At 36.1% G+C, this 19,487-nt stretch carries 19 protein-coding genes; 11 read left to right on the top strand and 8 right to left on the bottom strand.

Annotated elements, in window-relative coordinates:
- Positions 1-29: 29 nt before the first annotated feature.
- Complete coding sequence (locus tag MJG50_RS11905) at positions 30-545, top strand: methyl-accepting chemotaxis protein (RefSeq protein ID WP_240255956.1); 516 nt, start codon at positions 30-32, stop codon at positions 543-545.
- 87 nt (positions 546-632) lie between these two features.
- On the opposite strand, the gene MJG50_RS11900 is transcribed toward MJG50_RS11905, so the two are convergent.
- The 4 genes from MJG50_RS11900 to MJG50_RS11885 form a co-directional block, all read right to left on the bottom strand.
- The gene (locus MJG50_RS11900; RefSeq protein ID WP_240255955.1) at positions 633-1,979 is read right to left on the bottom strand and encodes a GntP family permease; all 1,347 of its coding nucleotides are present in this window, start codon (positions 1,977-1,979) and stop codon (positions 633-635) included.
- 22 nt (positions 1,980-2,001) lie between these two features.
- A complete protein-coding gene (gntK, locus tag MJG50_RS11895) occupies positions 2,002-3,546 on the bottom strand; it encodes a gluconokinase (protein WP_240255954.1) in 1,545 nt (514 codons plus the stop codon).
- A complete protein-coding gene (locus tag MJG50_RS11890; protein WP_240255953.1) occupies positions 3,539-4,270 on the bottom strand; it encodes a GntR family transcriptional regulator in 732 nt (243 codons plus the stop codon). Before MJG50_RS11890 ends, gntK begins: the two co-directional genes overlap by 8 nt.
- Positions 4,271-4,467: 197 nt before the next feature.
- Positions 4,468-4,893, bottom strand: a complete 426-nt coding sequence (locus tag MJG50_RS11885) for a VOC family protein (RefSeq protein WP_240255952.1) — start codon at positions 4,891-4,893, stop codon at positions 4,468-4,470.
- Positions 4,894-4,989: 96 nt separating this feature from the next.
- On the opposite strand from MJG50_RS11885, the gene MJG50_RS11880 reads away from it, so the two are divergent.
- The gene (locus MJG50_RS11880) at positions 4,990-5,637 is read left to right on the top strand and encodes an RNA polymerase sigma factor (protein ID WP_240255951.1); all 648 of its coding nucleotides are present in this window, start codon (positions 4,990-4,992) and stop codon (positions 5,635-5,637) included.
- Positions 5,638-5,686: 49 nt separating this feature from the next.
- Here MJG50_RS11880 and MJG50_RS11875 read toward each other — a convergent pair whose 3' ends face one another.
- Entirely contained in the window at positions 5,687-6,640 is a 954-nt protein-coding gene (locus tag MJG50_RS11875; protein ID WP_431307277.1) for an NAD(P)H-dependent flavin oxidoreductase, read from the bottom strand.
- A 303-nt stretch (positions 6,641-6,943) separates the two neighbouring features.
- Here MJG50_RS11875 and MJG50_RS11870 point away from each other — a divergent pair, with 303 nt between their 5' ends.
- Positions 6,944-7,789 (top strand): MerR family transcriptional regulator, encoded by an 846-nt coding sequence (locus MJG50_RS11870; protein WP_240255950.1) that lies wholly within the window; start codon positions 6,944-6,946, stop codon positions 7,787-7,789.
- Between the two features lie 174 nt (positions 7,790-7,963).
- On the top strand, positions 7,964-8,782 hold the full coding sequence (locus MJG50_RS11865) for a CPBP family intramembrane glutamic endopeptidase (RefSeq protein WP_240255949.1): 819 nt from the start codon (positions 7,964-7,966) through the stop codon (positions 8,780-8,782).
- Between the two features lie 94 nt (positions 8,783-8,876).
- Here the strand turns inward: MJG50_RS11865 and MJG50_RS11860 are convergent, their stop codons facing one another.
- Both MJG50_RS11860 and MJG50_RS11855 read right to left on the bottom strand, forming a co-directional pair.
- Positions 8,877-9,344 carry a DUF8821 family protein gene (locus MJG50_RS11860; protein ID WP_240255948.1) on the bottom strand — a complete coding sequence of 156 codons (468 nt, stop codon included), beginning with the start codon at positions 9,342-9,344 and terminating at the stop codon, positions 8,877-8,879.
- A gap of 23 nt (positions 9,345-9,367) precedes the next feature.
- Positions 9,368-9,847 carry a GyrI-like domain-containing protein gene (locus MJG50_RS11855; protein WP_240255947.1) on the bottom strand — a complete coding sequence of 160 codons (480 nt, stop codon included), beginning with the start codon at positions 9,845-9,847 and terminating at the stop codon, positions 9,368-9,370.
- Between the two features lie 109 nt (positions 9,848-9,956).
- Between MJG50_RS11855 and MJG50_RS11850 the strand changes: the two genes are divergently transcribed.
- The 6 genes from MJG50_RS11850 (at position 9,957) to MJG50_RS11825 (ending at position 16,683) form a co-directional block, all read left to right on the top strand.
- The gene (locus MJG50_RS11850; protein WP_240255946.1) at positions 9,957-10,919 is read left to right on the top strand and encodes a helix-turn-helix transcriptional regulator; all 963 of its coding nucleotides are present in this window, start codon (positions 9,957-9,959) and stop codon (positions 10,917-10,919) included.
- Between the two features lie 128 nt (positions 10,920-11,047).
- Entirely contained in the window at positions 11,048-12,484 is a 1,437-nt protein-coding gene (locus tag MJG50_RS11845; RefSeq protein WP_240255945.1) for an AcpB/EbpR/MafR family transcriptional regulator, read from the top strand.
- 213 nt (positions 12,485-12,697) lie between these two features.
- On the top strand, positions 12,698-13,405 hold the full coding sequence (gene deoD, locus MJG50_RS11840) for a purine-nucleoside phosphorylase (protein ID WP_240255944.1): 708 nt from the start codon (positions 12,698-12,700) through the stop codon (positions 13,403-13,405).
- A 25-nt stretch (positions 13,406-13,430) separates the two neighbouring features.
- Positions 13,431-14,708 carry a purine/pyrimidine permease gene (locus MJG50_RS11835; protein WP_240255943.1) on the top strand — a complete coding sequence of 426 codons (1,278 nt, stop codon included), beginning with the start codon at positions 13,431-13,433 and terminating at the stop codon, positions 14,706-14,708.
- Positions 14,709-14,742: 34 nt separating this feature from the next.
- Entirely contained in the window at positions 14,743-15,924 is a 1,182-nt protein-coding gene (locus tag MJG50_RS11830; protein ID WP_240255942.1) for a NupC/NupG family nucleoside CNT transporter, read from the top strand.
- 324 nt (positions 15,925-16,248) lie between these two features.
- A complete protein-coding gene (locus MJG50_RS11825; RefSeq protein WP_240255941.1) occupies positions 16,249-16,683 on the top strand; it encodes an SRPBCC family protein in 435 nt (144 codons plus the stop codon).
- An 89-nt stretch (positions 16,684-16,772) separates the two neighbouring features.
- On the opposite strand, the gene MJG50_RS11820 is transcribed toward MJG50_RS11825, so the two are convergent.
- On the bottom strand, positions 16,773-17,750 hold the full coding sequence (locus MJG50_RS11820; protein WP_240255940.1) for an aromatic ring-hydroxylating oxygenase subunit alpha: 978 nt from the start codon (positions 17,748-17,750) through the stop codon (positions 16,773-16,775).
- A 255-nt stretch (positions 17,751-18,005) separates the two neighbouring features.
- Here MJG50_RS11820 and MJG50_RS11815 point away from each other — a divergent pair, with 255 nt between their 5' ends.
- Positions 18,006-19,334 carry a uracil-xanthine permease family protein gene (locus tag MJG50_RS11815; protein ID WP_240255939.1) on the top strand — a complete coding sequence of 443 codons (1,329 nt, stop codon included), beginning with the start codon at positions 18,006-18,008 and terminating at the stop codon, positions 19,332-19,334.
- Positions 19,335-19,487 lie beyond the last annotated feature (153 nt).

The following is a 19,487-nucleotide window of genomic DNA, read 5'->3' as shown; positions in this document are numbered from 1 at the left end:
TTCAATTATAAACTAAATCTCGTTTTCCAGTGTCCACTTTTAAGACTAACCTCAAAAATGCCCCCCAAACTGCAATTAACGGAAAAAACTCCGCTTATGTACTTTCGCTTATTCGTAAACTAGCTGAACAATCCAAAACCTCTTCGGAGAAAATAACTGATATACTACAAGGCATTAGTGATCACACGAGTAAGACAGTGATATCTTTGGACAAATCAATGACAGAAGCTCAGACAGGTACACTTATCGCGAATAAGACTGGGCAAACATTTAGTTCAATCGTGGAATCGATTCGGAAAGTATCCGAGCAGGTTGAGGAAGTATCTGCTGCTTCGGAGCAACTGTCAGCAGGAAGTGAGTTAGTTGCTGCTTCATTAACAGTGCTGGAGGGTATCGTCGATTCATCTTCGGCTAACTCCGCGCACGTCGCCGCTTCATCAGAGGAACAACTTGCGGCTATGCAAGAGGTAGCAAGCTTTGCAGCTATGCTCCATGGACTGGCGGAAGAATTAAAACAAAGTGTTGACCGTTTCCGTATTAAGTAGATTGCTGATTAACTGTAAAAAGACTTTTAATAAAAATAAAAGGCAGTAAATCCTCACTATAAGTGGGAATTTACTGCCTAAATTCATTTATACAAATAAGCTTAGTAATAAGATAAAGACTAACCCAGCTACGGAAATAATCGTTTCAAGCAAGGTCCAGGTTGCAAAGGTTTCTTTCATACTTAAACCAAAGTATTCTTTGAACATCCAGAAACCAGCATCGTTAACGTGGGAAGCTATTAAACTCCCGGCACCAGTTGCAAGGACAACTAAGGCAAGATTTACGTCAGTTTGTCCGAGCATCGGGATGACTAAACCAGCTGTAGTTAAAGCAGAAACCGTTGCCGAACCTAGGGAAATACGTAAGATGGCAGCGATAATCCAAGCAAGCAGAATAGGGGATAATGACGTACCTTCGAATAACTCAGCTACATAGTCACCCACACCGCCATCAATTAATACTTGTTTGAAGGCTCCGCCTCCACCAATGATTAAGAGCATCATTCCAATATGTGTGATAGCGGTTGTACAAGAATCCATTACAGTTTTGATTGGGATTTTTCTTGCTAATCCCATTGTATAAACAGCAACTAATAACGAGATTAAAATGGAAGTACCAGCTTCACCAATAAATCGAATCGCTGCTAGAAAAGTATTATCTTCAAATCCGATTGTTTTTTGAAGTAATGTAATAATTGTTGCAATTGACATTAAAATAACAGGAAGTAAGGCAGTGAATACACTAATTCCAAAACCAGGTGTTTCTTCCGTTTTAAATGTTTTTTGCTCCCCTAAAGAAGCAATATTACCTGTTTTCGTAAAAGAGGCAGGGACCAATTTTTTTGCAATTTTTGTGAAAACCGGACCAGCTATGAAAACGGTTGGAATGGAAATAATCAATCCATAAAGTAATACGTGACCAATGTTTGCACCAAATTCACCAGCAATAACAGTTGGTCCTGGATGTGGTGGCAAGAAGCCGTGTGTAACAGATAAAGCCGCTGTCATCGGAATACCAAGGTATAAAATTGAGACCTTCAATTGTCTAGAAATCGCAAATACAATTGGGATTAATAATACTAATCCTACTTCAAAAAATAGAGCGATCCCGATAATGAATGAAGCGACAACGACAGCCCATTGAATATTTTTTTCTCCAAATTTGTTGACGAGGGTCATTGCAATTCGTTGCGCTCCACCAGCATCAGCAATTAATCTACCAAGCATTGCTCCAAGACCAAATACAAGTGCGATGTGGCCAAGTGTTCCGCCTAGTCCAGCTTCAACGGTTTTAACGACCTGATCAACTGGCATTCCAAGCGCTAATGCAACACCGATTGAGACAATAATTAAAGAGATAAATGTGTTTAATTTCAAGCCCATGATTAAAATAAGCAGGGCTACTATACCTATTGCGACTATAATTAATGGCATTGTAATTCCTCCAGATGTTGGTCTAGTTGTGTTTGTTTATCAAGTTTCTTTGATAATTGGCAATTTGCGTATATTCATTTTCTAATACTCTCGATAGGTTAATGAAGATTGGAAGTAAGCCCCTATAAGCATGTACTGCGCTTTCATTCGGTGTATGTTTGTAGGTGCTACCAATCATTTCAGAAACAACCTCAAAGGAATCTATTTCACCGGTGGCATATAACCCTAAAATACAAGCACCGAGACACGAACTCTCATAGCTTTCTGGCACAATGACTTCTGATTCGAATATATCAGACATCATTTGCCGCCAAACGGCTGATCGTGCGAAACCTCCAGTTGCCTGAATACGGGTAACAGGACCGTCCATGCATTCAGTTAGGGCTAGAAATACAGTATATAAATTGTAAATAACCCCTTCTAAAGCAGCGCGAATCATATGTTCTTTTTTATGTGACAGGGTTAATCCAAAAAATGAACCGCGGACGTCTGGGTTCCATAATGGAGCACGTTCCCCCGCAAGATAGGGATGGAATAACAATCCGTCAGATCCGGGTCTTACACGATCTGCAATTTTAGTTAGTACCTCATATGGATCAATTCCAAGCCTCTTGGCTGTTTCTACCTCAGAAGAAGCAAATTCATCACGAATCCAACGTAGAACCATTCCACCATTGTTGACTGGACCGCCAATTACCCAGTGATTTTCCGTTAACGCATAGCAAAAAATTCTTCCTTTTTCATCTGTTTGTGGATGATCAATAATGGTTCGAATTGCCCCACTTGTTCCAATCGTGACGGCAATTTCTCCTTTTTGGATAGCGCCTACCCCAAGATTTGATAGGACTCCATCACTTGCACCAATAACAAACGGTGTTTCTGGTTTTATTCCAATCTGATTGGCCAAAACGGGATCACAGTTTGTAAATATTTGGGTAGTTGGTACGAGTTGAGATAATTGATTGCGGGTGATACCGGCAATTTTTAGAGCTTCTTCATCCCAATCTAAGTTTTTTAAATTCATCATTCCCATACAAGAAGCAAGGGAGTGATCGACAACATATTGATTAAAGAACTTTTTAAAAATATATTCTTTAATCCCGATATACTTTTTAGCTTGAGTAGAAATCTCAGGGCGATCATGTACGATCCAAGTGATTTTACATAGTGGTGACATAGGATGAATCGGTGTTCCAGTTCGTTTGTAGACCTCATGTCCATTCATCTCATTTTTTATTTTATGTGCCCATGCTTCACTGCGATTATCCGCCCATGTAATGCAATTTGTTAGCGGCTGATCATTTTCATCCATGGCAATGACACTATGCATGGCACTGCTAAATGAAATAAATGATAGCTCTTTATCGGAATGATGTTTCATTATATTTGAAATTGATTGTAAGACAGCCTGAAAAATCTCTTCAGGGTTTTGTTCAGCAGTCATTACATCAGGTGTATATAGCGGATAGCCAATATTTTCTGTTTGGATGACTTCTCCCTTATCAGTAAATAAAACTGCCTTCGTACTTGTTGTGCCAATATCTATCCCTAACATATAGCTAGTCATTTTCTTCTACTACTCCTTTAGAAAGCATTTCTTGTGACCTCCAAAGGTCTTCGACTTTACCTTGAACATCGTCAAAGTTTTTGTGTAAAGACTCAATCATGAGGGTTCTATCTTTTGATTGGATGGCTTCAATATAAAGGTTGTGATTATGAACAATACGGGTAAAGTCCTCATATTTTTCTTTGAATCGTACTCGCATAGACAGTAGGATTAGGCTTTCCATTACTGGTTTTAAATTATTCCAAATCATCGAGATATAGGAATGATTACTTGCATGAATGATCGTTTCGTGAAATAACACATCTTGATAACTAAACTCATCAGCATCCTGATATTTGATGGCGATCTTCATCATTTCTAGTATTTTATTTAAATCTCTTACTAACCCACTCGTGTCCATCCCTACAAATCGTTCAAATACAAAGGTTTCAATTAGTAAACGTACATCATATATTTCTGCAATATCTTTTTCGGTTAATCCAATCACAACGGCACCCATTCTTTCTAAACGAATGATATTTTCAGATGCCAATATTTTTAACGCTTCACGAACGGGAGAGCGACTCACATTAAAATCCCCAGCTAATTTATTTTCAGAAAGGGTGGTACCGCTTTCAATTGAGCCGGAAATAATACGCATTCTAAGCTCTGATGCGACGCGTTCACCAGTTGGAGCCTTGGAAAGCCACTTCTCAGGATATAGAAATTCCTTTGAATCGACCATAAAAACACCTCCAAAAGAGTTTGTTTGTATACTTGTATACAAGTATTATAGTATATATTTTGAGTTTTGCAAGCGTTTTTATATATAATTCACCTAGATTTCTGCTAGAAGTTATTGGTATTTGAAGTATAGGGAGGAAAGTAAAAATAGAATTACCAATTCTATTTGAATGGTAATTCTATTCCTATAACTATCAATTAACTATTAAAATCACTTTCTTGCATTTTTCTAACATTATCTGAGTGGAAAGGGGAACCATCAACTTCATTAACTACACTGAATGGATTACCATCTAAATCGAAAAAATCAAAGAATTTCATTCCACCAAAATTATCAATTTCGGTTGTTACGATGCCATTGTTTTTAAAATGTTGATGAGCAGCTTCAATATGATCAACTACAAAGTTATAATAAGAATTCTTCTGATTACTATTGACGTTAAACTCCGTAGGTTGGTGGGATTCAACTTTTACTAAGGCTAGTTGCGTTGAACCAGTTGGTAAGTAAAATCCAGCACCATCTTCCCAACTATCAATTTTCTTTACCCCCAGATTTTTTTGATACCATTCAGCAGATTTTTCAACATCTGTAACCGGAATAAATATACCACCTATTTTAAACATAATCTTCCTCCTTTACGTGAAATTCATATTTATAACGTTTATAATAGTCTAAAGGTTACAACAATATAAAATTTTTTTATAAAAGGGTGCTAAAACATGGTTTTTGAGGATTTAGAGATTGAGATTAAAAAACTTTGTACATATTGCTTAAAGTTGTCTGGATCCCCTTGGACGGCTGAAGATTTAGTACAGGAAACATTGCTAAAAGTCTATAAAATTAAACATTCAGAACCAAATAGAGAGTTTACATTTTCATTCTTATGTACAGTCGCTAAAAACCATTTTATAGATGAAAAAAGAAAACATAAAGAGGTCATTCAATTTAATGAAGAGTTAAATGGAAAAGAGTATGATTCTATCGAATACTATAGTTTAATTGAAATTTTACTAGCTTCATTACCTTTGAAACAATCAATGCTTATTACCCTGAAGGATGTTTTTGGATACACTACAAAAGAAATAGCATCCATGTTAAGGGTGAGTAATGAATCAATTAAGACAGCACTTCATCGTTCTAGAAAGAAACTTAAATCAATCAGTGATACTGATAGAGAGATTTTAACGCCTAATCATGAGATTATGATTGAACTTTCAAGAGCAATACGAGAATTGAAACCGATGCGAATATTTTATTATTATCGACTATTAGAATCACACAACTTTCAAGTAAGGAGAAGTTCTAAGCAGTCTGTATTCCATGTCATAGACCCAGATGGGAATATATTAGAATTGGTTTCTACGTAAGTTTATCCATAGGTACCTGTCCGAATCGTGGAGAAGGTACCTTTCAAATTTACATACAAGCTTTGTATTCACTCATAATATTGTCGATGATTGTTTTAACAGGTAGGATTTCTTTAATTTCATGTACTCTTGATCCGGCAAAAACAAGACCATTCTCGCAATCTCCATTCATAGAGGTTAACAAAGAATCTAGCGTACAAAAGCGATAAGAACAATTTTTAAGGCAATCTACACACTTTTTAATTTTTACCTTTTTATCATCGGAAATGAGTTCAGTGAAGCGGTTCTTAATTGCACGACCCTGGAGCCCAACAGTTGTTTTAACCATAATGGTATCTTCTTGTTTGGCATTTACATATTTTTCTTTGAATGATAATGGTGCATCACACTCTTCACTAGCAACAAATCTAGTTCCCATTTGTACCCCAGATGCCCCTAGTCGTAAGGCTTTTGCAAGATCTTCTCCAGTCATAATGCCACCAGCAGCAATAACAGGAATCTTAACTGCCGCAACCACTTCAGGCAATATATCGAACAAAGGTCTTTCTGTTCCTAGATGTCCTCCAGCTTCATGGCCTTCTACCACAACCGCAGATGCACCAAGACGTTCTGATAATCTAGCAAGCTTTGCGGAAGACACAATCGAGATAACAGGGATGCCGTATTCTTTGCCCCAATTATACATATCTCTTGAAATTCCAGCACCTGATATAATGAAATCTACCTTTTCATCAATGGCCGCTTTCATTTTTTCAGCAAAGTCATTCATAGCGAAAAGGACGTTGACCCCAATATAGCCGGAATCCTTAATACCTTCTTTCGCCTTTCTTATATGTGATCTCATTTCCTCGATGGTAATCCCAGTTCCTGATATGATGCCAATTCCTCCAGCATTTGCAACAGCAGAAGCAAGTCCACTTAAAGAAATTCCTACACCCATACCACCTTGCATGATTGGAAACTTTGGAAACATATGACCTATTTTCAGTTGTGGATTGTTCAAATAAAGCCCTCCATTTCATTACGTTTATTAATGACGCTTAATGTCCACTAATTGTAACAATATGGTTTCTAAAGAATAGTTACGTTTGTAATGGTTACATCTAAAACACAAAAATAAATCTCAACCCTGTCACAGAATATTCAAATTTATTCAAACCCTTTTTGTACTTAATCGACATTGTGTTCAATAGGTGTATGTTTCTTTAATGAAAAAGTCCCTTATTATAAATGTTGCGTTCCTTTCAAATGTCGTTTAATAGTTATATTAGAGATTAAGTTGTATACCATTCATAAGGGGGAAACTATGTACACTGTAGGACAAGTTGCTAATTTTCTTGGTGTAACAAGAGATACATTAAAGTATTACGAAGAAAAGGAATTGGTCAAACCAAAGTATGATGAAAATGGGTATCGTAAATATAATCAATATGATATTCATGATGTGATAACAACCAATTTTTATCGAGAACTTGATATTGAGATTAAGAAGATTCAGGAGATAAGACAAAGCAAGAGTTTAGCAGATCTAGAAGATGTATTAGTGGAGAAAGAAGCAAAAATAATTGAGGAAATGGAATATAAAAAACTCCTTTTAAGGCAAATAAGCTCGGTAAGAGAGAACTGCTCTAAAATTAAACTACACCTAGGTAAGTTTACGGTTAAAGAAATGAGGCCATTAGAAGTAAAAGGCGAAATAGCTGATTTTACTGCTTACAATGAATATGAAATTATAAGAAATAGTACAGAAAGTTTAAAGAAAGCTGTTACTTTAATGAGTGTAAGGCGAGTAATCCATTTTGATGAAGAAGGGAAAAAAGAGGATAGATTTATAGTGGTAAAAGAAGTAGAAGAGGGGGACAAAAATCTTACTGGTGAAGTACTTGCCTTTCCAAAGTGCATTTATACCGTAATCGAAAATGGTAGAGCGGTAACCGGTGGAAAAAATATTGACAATGAAGTAGGAGAACGGCTTTTAAAAATTGCACAAGAAAATGGATATAAATTACTAGGAATAGCTTACATTAACATACTTTTGACTACATATGAGGAAGGCCTTGAGCGTGTGTTTGTAGAAATGTATTCTCCTATAAGTGCGTGTTCAAAAAGGAGGATAAAAAGGACCGAGAAGTTCGAGGCGGCGCAGTTTTGAGCAGCGGAAAAGCAAGCCAACGAAGAAATTCGATGTGTCATTTTTACCGGACTTTTTGAACTTCCTCTATAAAGTAATGTAAAAAGGTATTGAGCTGGGGGTAACCCACAGGTTTAAAATGAGGTTGTTGGGATGTTCTATAACGACAATTTTGTTTTAAAGGGGTGGGTTAATATGAAAAAAAGAAGTTCACTAAAGAAACCTTTACAAACCTTTGTTATTTTAAGCTATGCAATATTTTTTGTATTTTTTATGGGTATCGGTATAAGTATGTTGCTAGGTGCACCTGAGAGCATATCATCCATTTTGCAAATCATCTCCGCTTGGTCATCCACCTTTGCCTTCATTATTTTGTTTAGACGGATCTACCCGGGAGTAAGATTAAAAGACTTTATACAAGAAAAATTTACCCCAAGAATTAAGGTCTCTGTTCTTAGCAGCTTCGTGCTTATTCAAGTTATAATCGTCTCTGTGACTATATTGCTGCTATCAAATAAAAACGATACACAAAATCTATCATTATCAATTATAGGTCTAGCTTTCATATTCAGTGAGTTTTTTGATAATCTGATAAGAGGACCTTTAGGCGAAGAGCTGGGTTGGAGAGGATATGCATTAAATGAACTTCAAAAGAAGTACTCTGCTTTACGGTCAGCTTTAATAGTAGGTGTTTTATGGGGATTTTGGCACACTCCAATATGGTTTACCTCGGGTTATACTGGTGTGGATTTAGTTAATTACATTGTCCTCTTTATGATTGGAATTCTATCTTTCTCGATTATTGTGACGTTGTTCTATAACTTAAATAAGAACCTAGTAATCCCGATAATGATGCACCAATTATTTAATTTTTTTATTGGGGTAATTAAAGGGGATCGATTAGAGGTTTTAACATATGTTATGCTTTCTTATTTTGTTGTTGCGGTGATCGTAGTAATTGTGAATCCTAAGGGGATATTATATAAAAAAAGAGGGGAACTGTACCACAAGTAAATGATGTTTCTTTCAAAAAAGTAACAGCACCCTCTAATTTGTTGGAGAAGTGCTGTCTTGTTATTTGAATGGCTTTTCTTACACATTTCCTTTTTTAATATTCTCCTTTTATTACAAAAAACGAGCCCCGAATGGTTCCAGCTAATTTAGACTTCTGCCTAGCAAACTTAAACCTTGCTTCTAGCTCCTTTGGTACGTCCATACCTTCAGAAAGCTTAAAACCAACAGCACGCTTCGGCTTAGGGCCATCGATTGTATACAAGACGTTGACTGCAAGGCCATCCTCATAAAAGACGTGGGTCCATTTGATGTTTTCAACTTGACATTGTGACGTTTCTAAAGGTTTGGCCGCAAATTCAATATCACGTTCTTCTTTTAAAATTCGATTTACATAATCAAGTGTTTCTTGACTTTCGCTAGCTGGCATAACTGTGAATTCATGCTTATATTTGTTCATAAAGTAACGGGCTTCATTCGCACGTAATCCTGCTAGCGCTTCTGCGACTGGTGAAGACTCTAAACCAACTGTAGATACATCTTTAAAATCAACAATATAGGACAATTTCCAACTCTCCTTTTATCCCTTTATTTTCTAACAACAGGAATCCACATTTCACCAAATACTGATCCATTTCGATTTCCCATCTCAACCGTTGTATTTGGTCCACCCACATAGGCATAATCCTTAGCTTCTGGCAAGACTTGACCAAAGGCAATACCAGTAAGCATATTACTTAACTCTTCAGCTGTCTGTCCTTCTCCTTTAACAACAAGGTACTCTCCCTTAGGAAATTGAATAACTCTAGTTGCTTCAGGTATCGTCTCCTCTGTCATGACACCAGCATAATGCATCATCTTGTTATTCACTGCTTCGTTCACCGCGAAAATATAGTCATTTTTAGCTAAGGATTTTAAAGTATCAAGTGTTCCATCTTGTTTGACGGCTTCCCAAAAGTCTGCTTTTTCCTTGGTTATGCCTGCATAGTCTGTGTAATTGCTCTTAAGCTCAGTTCCAATGCCTAAAACGGTAAAGCTGTCTTTTTCTTCTAACATATAATTTGTCATATTCAAAACCTTCCTTTTTTTTAATTTATCAAATGAATTGTATTTTCACTTGATAGGTTTATAATAGCTTTAAATCATGTCAAAAAGTGATACTGTTTAGGAGGTCCAAATGAAAAAAGTTGAACGGATAAATATTATCATGAGATATATCAATAACCGCGCCCATTTTACAATCTCTGAACTTATGCGTGAATTTAACATTTCTCGTTCGACAGCCATAAGAGATATTAGAGAAATTGAAGCTATGGGGATGCCGCTTGTTGCTGAAGTTGGAAGAGATGGAGGTTATTTTGTCATGAATAACTCTGTTCTGCCAACTGTTCGCTTTACTGATAATGAGATTAAAGCTCTTTTTATAGCCTTCATGGCCACAAGAAATCAACAACTCCCATATCTAAAGAGCCGTCAATCTTTAGCTGAAAAATTATTAGGCCTCATCTCAGAAAACCAGCAAGATGCCCTTGTTCTATTAAATCAAATTTTGCTATTTGAAGGGACCAATCCCCATAATCCCGACCTGCTTGATCTATCAGACCTTCCACATCCTATGTTAGAAAAACTGATCCAACTACTTCTTGTAGATCGCCATTTATTAATTACCATTAAAGAAGAGAAGGTCATAAAGTCTTATCCAATCTATCTCTTGCACCTTTATCGTGAAAAAAGCATTTGGTTGATAGAAGGCTTTGACTTAAACGAGGAAAAAAGACTACTTATTTCCGTGGACAATCTCACTAATGTCGTATCATTCCCTTCGAAAAAAAAGCTAAGTAAGAAAAAGATTTTAGAAAAGCTAAGTAAACAGGAGGAAGTCAATAACCTTATTCTTGAGCTCGGTCCAAAGGCAATTACCCAGTTCAAAAAGTACCATCCTTTAAAGGTTTCAATTTCCTATACGAATCCTTACCAAACGACAGCCATTCTAAAAACTTTCATCAATGTTCACAATCTCGAAGAATTGGCAGAACTAACAAGCTGGCTACTTTTTCTAGGTGAGGATATTAAGGTCAGGGAAATGCCAGAAGAAGTCTTAGAAGTTTTACAAGAGAGATTATTCTTATATTGCCCATAGATAGAACTGGTTTAAACCTCCCTTATGAGGAGAGTGCCCTGTACAGTTTAATTTATTGGCATTAACATTATACTAACATTCTAAGGATTTCTTAAAAAATCAATATTTAGTAGAAATAAGGTGGAAGAGTGGATAAGGAATTCAAATTAGCTAGTCAATTATTAACCCTGCTTGATTCTGAGCAAAGATGGTTTACCTTAGCTGAAGTTGAAAAAAATTTAGGTGTTTCAGATAAAACCATACGTAAGATGGTTGAGGAGATTAATGTGCAATTACCGATTGATATGACCATTGATGTTTCTAGAGGAAAGGGAATCCTTCTTCAACGCGATGGGCGAAGTAAAACTGTTAGTGAAGTAATTTCTAACATGTTAAGACAAACCATCTTCTATCGTTTAATGGACATATTGTTTGCAAATCGTAATCCATTCTCAATGGAGGAGCTTGCGGAAGCCATGTTTATGAGCACTTCTTCTTTGAAGAAACTGATTGTGCAGTTAAATAATCATGATCTAAAGCCATATAAGCTACGCATTACATACTCGACTCCTGTCGTAAAAGGGAATGAATTGAATATCCGATATTTTTATTGGAAGTTATATGGTGATGCATATGAATTTACTGGATGGCCGTTTACGAATATCGACTTTGATTTCATCAATCAATTAATCACGAATATAGAGAATGAGAAGAACATTGTTTATTTTATCAATTCCAAAAGGAAATTATCCTTCTTAGTTGCGATTGTACTTGAAAGAGTAAAGAAAGAAGAATATGTGAAAATCGCCGAGAGTGGTTATCCGTGGGAAAAGGGGATATTCCATTCATCAGTAAAGTCCTTCGCGAAAGGACTTGAAGAAAGATTCTCGATCGAATTACCAAAAGGCGAAATATTTTTCATGCAGTCCTTGTTTAGTCTTAGCCAATATCATTATTATGAAGGGTCAGAAATGACACCAATGAAGGAGGTTGAATTATACAAGGAGAAAGAAGAATATCAAATGGGAAATCAGTTGTTAACATTATTGGATAATGTTTATCCCAATATTGATATGAACGAGCGATTTATCTTGGAAATATATGAGTTCGTTGACAAGCTTTTAATCGATAATGCGATTCCTGAATGGATGATGATTTCAAAAAGCAATTTAACAACATATGTCCAAAGTGAGTGTCAACAAGATTATCAAGTCGTACAGACCTGCATGCACAAGTGGCAAACTTCTTACCCTTCAGTCTTGTATAATAATTTCCATTTAACAAAACTTACCTTGCTTGTTCGTTCAAGCTTACGATACAAAAGTAAAAAGGCCTTCCTCGTAATTGGAGAGGAGTTTTCAATTCGACATTATATAGCAAATTTGATAAAGAAGGAAATAGGGGATCAGTTGATCATTAACACTTCTATCATGAAGGGGCTGACTGATGAAATGGTCCAGCAGTATGATATTGATTTTGTCATTAGTAATTTGCCGGTTGCATTAAAAACAGTGCCAGTGGTGATTATTTCCACGATTCCTTCTAAAAGGGATTTAGATAATATTCGTAAAGAATTGCTCCAATAATTCATTTGGTCAATTATTTTCCGTACGCTACGTAATAATCTGGTCTAGTTTGGAAGGATAAAAAAATTTATGCTCATAGTAGTTTCATAACTTATTTCTTTTCTTAGAAATTTGTTTGGAAATTGCGATGGGCATCTTTTTTTTGATGATGAATGGAAGCGATTTCCTTAGCGAATTTGAAATAAAACAATTTAATTATTTGGGGGAATAACGATGAGTAGGCATTTAAGTGCAAAAAAAGGAGAAATAGCAGAACGTGTATTGCTTCCGGGAGATCCTTTGCGTGCAAAATTTGTTGCAGAGCAATTTTTAGACAAAGCTTATTGTTATAACGAAGTAAGAGGGATGTATGGTTACACAGGAATGTACAAAGGTGTACAAGTTTCAGTTCAGGGGACTGGGATGGGAAATCCATCAATGAGTATTTACGGTACTGAATTGATAAATGATTATGGAGCTAAGAAATTGGTTCGAATCGGCACATGTGGTGCGATGCAAAAGGAACTTAATATTCGCGACGTTATATTAGCTCAAGCGGTGTCTTCAGACAGTAATTTGACGGAGAAGATTTTCCATGGCTGTAATTATTCACCTGTGGCAGATTTTTCATTGTTAATAAAGGCATATCAACTAGCGCAAAGCAAAAATGTAAACGTTTTTGTTGGCAATATTTATAATTCTGATGAATTTTATCGTGAAACATTAGATAGGCTTCACAAGTTTATGGAGTTCGGTGTGTTAGCTGTAGAAATGGAAAGTACAGCCCTATATACGTTAGCTGCCAAATATGGTGTGAAGGCTTTATCAATTTTGACTGTGGGTAGTCAATTATTAACAAATGAAAGCTTAACCCATGAAGAAAGTGAAAAATCTTTTTATGAAATGGTAGAAATAGCTCTTAATACGGTCATCGATGACTAAAGACAAATAAGAGAGTGGGAAAGAAATGAAAGCTTTACTGTCCGGATTGCAGTGGATGATTTTTATGATTGCGGGTGCAATTGCAGCCCCAATTGCGATTGCGGATTTGTATCAATTAACACCCAATGAAACGTCTGGACTAATCCAAAGCACCATTATAACTTTGGGGATTGCTGGTTTTTTACAAGGTCTGATTGGTCATAAATTACCTATTCATGAAGGTCCAGCTGGCTTATGGTGGAGCATATTTACGATTTATGCGAGTTTGGTGGGGGTATTATATACGTCTAACATTGCTGCATTACAAGCTTTATGTGGAGGAATGATCATTAGCGGTGTTTTATTTATCCTACTTTCAGCATGTAAGCTCATGGATAAGATTGCCCGTCTTTTCACACCAACTATCACGTTTATATATTTACTGTTATTAATCTTTCAATTAAGTGGCTCCTTTATGAAAGGAATGATGGGTATTTCATCAAGCCACCCGATGCTAGATGTTAACGTTTTTTTACTTAGTGTGGTTGTCATTTGTATCACCTTTTGGTTAGGAAACAGCCACTATGCTTTACTACAACAGTTTTCAATCATTATTAGTATTTTAATAGGCTGGGTATTATTTATGATTTTTGGAAATATGCCCGTAATTTCACAGGTGGATACCCTGTTTAAAATGCCTGCGTTTTTCCCATTTGGAAGGCCTCATTTCGACAGTGGGACGATCACTACTGCATTTTTATTAACACTGTTATTAATAACAAATGCAATTGCATCAATCCGATTGATGGAAACTGTTATGAAACAAAAACAATCACTTGATGATCGCCGCTATTTGCGTGCGGGGTTTACATCTGGGATAACGCAATTTATTTGTGGATGTCTAGGTGCAATTGGGTCAGTCCCTATTTCAGGAGCAGCGGGATATGTTGAACAAACAGGTATGAAGGAACGCAAGTCGTTTTTAATTGGATGTAGCTTAGTTATCTGTATCTCCTTGCTACCGCCTATTATGAATGTAATAGCCAGTATCCCAGCACCTATAGGCTATGCCGTAACATTCGTTATTTTTGTTAAGATGGTTGGAATTTCTTTGAAGGAATTGAAAAAGGTCCTACATGAAGAGCGAACGTATCTCGTTAGTGGAGTAGCCTTGTTAGTTGGTGTAGGTTTAATGTTTGTCCCTTCATCAGCAACGAATCAGTTATCTCCGATCGTGATTGCTATTTTAAATAATGGATTAATTTGTGGAAGTCTAATAGCTATTATTCTAGAACAAGGATTGATATGGAAGGATAGGCATTGAAGTAAGCGTAAACTTTAATTTTGGAGGGGATAAGATGCATTATTTAATTTCGATTGTAGGTCTAATTGTAGTTCTATTACTGGCATATGTTGCGAGTAATAATAAGAAGAAGATAAAATATCGCCCAGTTATTGTCATGATTGTTCTTCAAATTGTTTTAGGACTTCTTTTACTAAAAACGAGTATTGGAGAATTCTTAATTGGAGGTTTTGCTGATAGTTTTGCAAAATTACTTGAGTATGCTAATGAAGGTACTAATTTTGTTTTTGGTGGGATTGCCAATGAAGGGGCTCACACATTTTTCTTATTTGTCTTGATGCCGATTGTTTTCATGTCAGCAATAATTGGGATTTTACAGCATTATAAAATTTTACCGTTTATTATAAAATATATTGGTTTAGTTCTAAGTAAAATCAATGGTATGGGGAAATTGGAATCTTATAATGCCGTTGCAGCAGCGATAGTAGGGCAAAATGAAGTGTTTATATCGGTGAAAAACCAAATCGGATTTTTACCAAAACACCGCTTGTATACATTATGTGCGTCTGCAATGTCGACTGTGTCCATGTCCATTGTTGGTTCATACATGACAATGCTAGAACCTAGATATGTAGTTGCAGCATTAGTATTAAACTTATTTGGTGGTTTTATTATTGCATCAATTATTAATCCGTATGAAGTTAAGCCTGAAGAAGATATTATCGAAGTTCAAGAAGGTGAGAAACAAACATTTTTTGAAATGCTCGGCGAATATATTATGGATGGTTTCAAAGTGGCTATCGTAGTTGGGGTAATGTTAGTCGGTTTTGTTGGACTCATTGCTTTAATTAATGGGATCTTCAGTGGTGTATTTGGCATCTCATTCCAAGGAGTATTAGGATATGTATTTGCACCAATTGCCTTTGTAATGGGAGTTCCGTGGCACGAGGCTGTTAATGCGGGTAGTATTATGGCAACAAAGCTTGTTGCGAATGAATTTGTGGCAATGCTTGACTTTGTCGAAGTAAAAGATGGTTTAAGTGATCGTACGACTGCAATTGTATCCGTTTTCCTCATTTCATTTGCGAACTTCGGATCCATTGGTACTATTGTAGGTGCAGTTAAAGGCTTGAATGAAAAACAAGGGAATGTGGTTGCACGTTTTGGATTAAAGTTGTTATATGGGGCTACATTAGTAAGTGTTCTATCAGCTATCATTATCGGTATTGTATTTTAAATAGATTCATCAGTAGTAATATTTCAAGCTTGTAAGCTATATTCTAATAACCAAAGACATTATCTATTTCTATTGCATAAGGGCACCCATTCTAGAGTTTGTTCGTTTCAACAAACGTCATTCTACTAGAAAGGTGTCCTTTTTGGTGTAACTTAGTTGGGAGGCATAGGGTTGATTAACATTTGCAATTAGTGATAGAACTATAGTGTATGGAAGTGCGAAATGATTTCCCCCTCAACTACTAGAAAAAATAAAGTTGTAAACGCTGCTATTTTCACATATAATTAACGAAAAATTCAATATATTATAGGGGTGGTAGTGGAAATGGAAAAGGGTAAAAGTGAAATAATTACGATTGAAACCACAGTTCAAGCATCAGTTGAAAAGGTGTGGAAATATTGGACAGAGCCCCAGCATATAACAAAATGGAATACGGCTTCTGATGATTGGCACGCTCCAAAGGCAGAGAACGATCTGAGAGTTGGAGGGAAATTTTTAACGCGAATGGAAGCCAAGGATGGTAGCTTTGGATTTGATTTTGGTGGTGTTTATGATGAGGTGAATCTTAATGAATTAATTTCTTACACCATGGGAGATGGAAGAAAAGTTGCGATCACATTTAGTAGTCAAGGAAACGCCACGAAGGTAATTGAAGAATTTGAAGCAGAGTCTACAAATTCCATTGAAATGCAAAAAGAAGGCTGGCAAGCGATTCTAGATAATTTTAAACAGTATTGTGAAACGCCAAAAGAAGAGTAGATACTATTGGGATATTCCCTTTCAACTCGTTATAAAAGAGTGCCAATCGATTCCTACAATGTAATCTTTTGGCACTCTTTTTTTATTTATCAGGCTGTTCCTAATGTAACCCCTATTTTTTTCAAATATTGACGATAGGCTATACTCATGCGATCTGATTTTAAGGAAAGCTCAACTTGTAAATCCAATGGAAGGTCTTCAGGTTTTTGATTTTCGACTATTGGCTTGTCCTGTGCAAAAATCATATCCTGGAATTTTATCGTTTCTTCATCAGACGTTCCGGTGTCATAGTTAAAGGAAATAATTCCATGAGCAATTGATTTTTTTTCTGTAATTGGTTGAATCATAAGGACAATTGTCATTTTATTGGTACTTTCAGGATCCCTCTTTGTAAATTGAACAACAAGAGGATTGAAAATTTCGTACGTATAATAGACATCCTTTGCTATACCAGTCCCATCTGGATCAGGTTGGAAGATCGCAATTTCATCAGAGTAAATATGTTCTTCATCCTCGTGAACATCATAATCACTGATTACTGGTTTTTCTTGAACACCAAGGAAGCCTTCGTGAACGAATGCAAGGTGGCCAACATCAAGGAAATTTTCAACTACCCTTGGAGGGTTTGCATTTATTTCTGTTTGCCCCCATAAGACATTATGGTAGCTTTCATCAAGAAATGGACGATATGTAAACATTTTAGGATGATTATTATTTAAATTTACCCATACATAGCCATATTCTTCTCTGCATGAATATTTTATCGCCTTTGCCTTTAAAGGTATCTTTCTTCCTTCGGGTAACTGTGGAATTTTTGTACAAGATCCTTCTGAGTCATATTCCCAGCCATGGTATGGGCAAACGAGTTGTCCGTCTTTGACACAACCAAGTGAAAGGGCTGCACCACGGTGGATACAAAGGTCTTTGAATGCATGAATTCCCTCTTCCGTTCTAAATAAAACAATTCTCTCACCTAGAACGATCACTTGCTGTGGTTCTTCTTTAATATTTTCTGCTTTCGCTGCAACAACCCATTGATCTCTTAATACTTGGTCTTCAACTAGCATGACCAATCCTCCTTATAACTTGTATTCCCTTCTTACATTTTAAATACGCAAATTGATTAAGTCAACAAAAACCGAACATTAATTAGATTAACATTATAATCATTCGTATTTTCTATTTACATTTTCAATAACCTATTTTATAATGCAAAATATGTTAACAACACGCTTATAGTTTTTACTGAAATAATACTAGTGTTACCTAGAATGTATAGAGTTTCTATTCTAAAAGAATTTCATAACATTGGAGGAAGAGTAATGGAAGCGACGAAGCAAAACCCGAACTTAACAGTAGGGGTAAATGAGAAAATTGGTGTTGGTAAATCGCTTTTATTAGGTTTTCAACACGTACTTGCGATGGATCTATACATTGCTCCAATTATTATTGCAGGCTTACTTGCATTAAACACGATGAATACAACGTACTTCATTCAAATGTGTTTTCTTGCAGCTGGTATTGCTACACTGATTCAAACAATTGGCGGATTGAAATTACCTGTCGTTCAAGGTCCATCTTATGTACCAATTGGTGCTTTAGCCGCAATTGGCGGGAAGCTTGGATTAGGAGCAGTATTTGGAAGTTTATTACCTGGTGCTCTTTTAATAGCGGTGTTAGGATATCCATTAAAAATATTTGCAAAAACGGTTAGGAAAATTATTCCTCCATTAGTTGGTGGAACTGTAATCGTCATTGTTGGGATTTCATTAATGCCAAGTGCATTCAATAATATCTATGCTGCACCAGGAAGCGTCGGAAATAACGTAATAGTCGCTACTGTTTCAGCAGGAGTACTATTAGTTTGTATGTTACTTGGTCGGAAAAAATCAGGATCTGGTACTTTCTTCCGTCTGGTATCAGTTATTTTAGCAATTATTATTGGAACAATCACTGCTTCATTCTTTGGAAGTGTTGATTTTTCAACTGTCAAAGAAGCAAAATGGATCTCGCTACCAAGCTTCTTCCCATTTGGCGAACCTGTATTCAATCTTCAAGCAATGTTAACGATGGTCTTTATTTATATGATTATATTAATTGAAACTACTGGTACGTGGTTTGTTGTATCAACAGTTACAGGTGAAGAATTGGATGATAAGCGTTTAAATCGCGCATCAGCAGGAGAAGGTATTGGTTGTTTTGTAGGATCTTTATTTGGCGGAACTCCAATGACAGGTTATTCTTCAAACGCTGGTATTATTGCGATTACTGGTGTTGCGAGCCGTATGGCGATTATTGCAGCAGGTGCAATTCTTGTATTTCTCGGTTTAATTCCTAAACTATCTGCTATCATTACGTGTATTCCTGAGCCAGTAATCAATGGAATCTTTGGAGTTGTGTGTGTGGCAATCGTTATGAACGGATTTAAGGTTATTCAACGTATTGATATTGATGACAGAAACATGATTGTAATCGGCGTCCCTATTCTTTTAACCGTTGGAACGATAGTATTACCGAAAGAAATTCTATATAGTGTTCCTGATTTTGCAAACTACATACTTTCGTCTGGAACAGCAGTAGGTGCAATAGCGGTGTTAATACTTAATTTGTTAATTCCTGAGGTAAAGTCAAAATCAGAATCTTTATCGTAATATTCACGTCATCTAGACTTAGGCTAGATGACGTTTTTGTCGAATTCATCATCCTTTTTCAAAGAAGATAGATGATGTTCATTCCGAATTATCAGAACAATTTATTTTTTCTAAAAATAGTATTGCAATTCTAAAAATAAGTGTTATTATAAT

The sequence above is a fragment of the Fredinandcohnia quinoae genome (genome assembly GCF_022427965.1).
In the GTDB taxonomy this organism is placed as follows: domain Bacteria; phylum Bacillota; class Bacilli; order Bacillales; family Bacillaceae_L; genus Ferdinandcohnia; species Ferdinandcohnia quinoae.
This window is presented reverse-complemented; position numbering and strand designations above follow the sequence as displayed.

What these genes read in the sequence shown, in the direction of transcription:
- MJG50_RS11885 (WP_240255952.1), bottom strand. Translation starts at nt 4,893, where the DNA reads ATGTTTAAAATAGGTGGTATATTTATTCCGGTTACAGATGTTGAAAAA.
- gntK (WP_240255954.1), bottom strand. Translation starts at nt 3,546, where the DNA reads ATGACTAGCTATATGTTAGGGATAGATATTGGCACAACAAGTACGAAG.
- MJG50_RS11890 (WP_240255953.1), bottom strand. Translation starts at nt 4,270, where the DNA reads ATGGTCGATTCAAAGGAATTTCTATATCCTGAGAAGTGGCTTTCCAAG.
- MJG50_RS11870 (WP_240255950.1), top strand. Translation starts at nt 6,944, where the DNA reads ATGTACACTGTAGGACAAGTTGCTAATTTTCTTGGTGTAACAAGAGAT.
- MJG50_RS11850 (WP_240255946.1), top strand. Translation starts at nt 9,957, where the DNA reads ATGAAAAAAGTTGAACGGATAAATATTATCATGAGATATATCAATAAC.
- MJG50_RS11830 (WP_240255942.1), top strand. Translation starts at nt 14,743, where the DNA reads ATGCATTATTTAATTTCGATTGTAGGTCTAATTGTAGTTCTATTACTG.
- MJG50_RS11825 (WP_240255941.1), top strand. Translation starts at nt 16,249, where the DNA reads ATGGAAAAGGGTAAAAGTGAAATAATTACGATTGAAACCACAGTTCAA.
- MJG50_RS11865 (WP_240255949.1), top strand. Translation starts at nt 7,964, where the DNA reads ATGAAAAAAAGAAGTTCACTAAAGAAACCTTTACAAACCTTTGTTATT.
- MJG50_RS11880 (WP_240255951.1), top strand. Translation starts at nt 4,990, where the DNA reads ATGGTTTTTGAGGATTTAGAGATTGAGATTAAAAAACTTTGTACATAT.
- MJG50_RS11820 (WP_240255940.1), bottom strand. Translation starts at nt 17,750, where the DNA reads ATGCTAGTTGAAGACCAAGTATTAAGAGATCAATGGGTTGTTGCAGCG.
- MJG50_RS11815 (WP_240255939.1), top strand. Translation starts at nt 18,006, where the DNA reads ATGGAAGCGACGAAGCAAAACCCGAACTTAACAGTAGGGGTAAATGAG.
- MJG50_RS11900 (WP_240255955.1), bottom strand. Translation starts at nt 1,979, where the DNA reads ATGCCATTAATTATAGTCGCAATAGGTATAGTAGCCCTGCTTATTTTA.
- MJG50_RS11855 (WP_240255947.1), bottom strand. Translation starts at nt 9,847, where the DNA reads ATGACAAATTATATGTTAGAAGAAAAAGACAGCTTTACCGTTTTAGGC.
- deoD (WP_240255944.1), top strand. Translation starts at nt 12,698, where the DNA reads ATGAGTAGGCATTTAAGTGCAAAAAAAGGAGAAATAGCAGAACGTGTA.
- MJG50_RS11835 (WP_240255943.1), top strand. Translation starts at nt 13,431, where the DNA reads ATGAAAGCTTTACTGTCCGGATTGCAGTGGATGATTTTTATGATTGCG.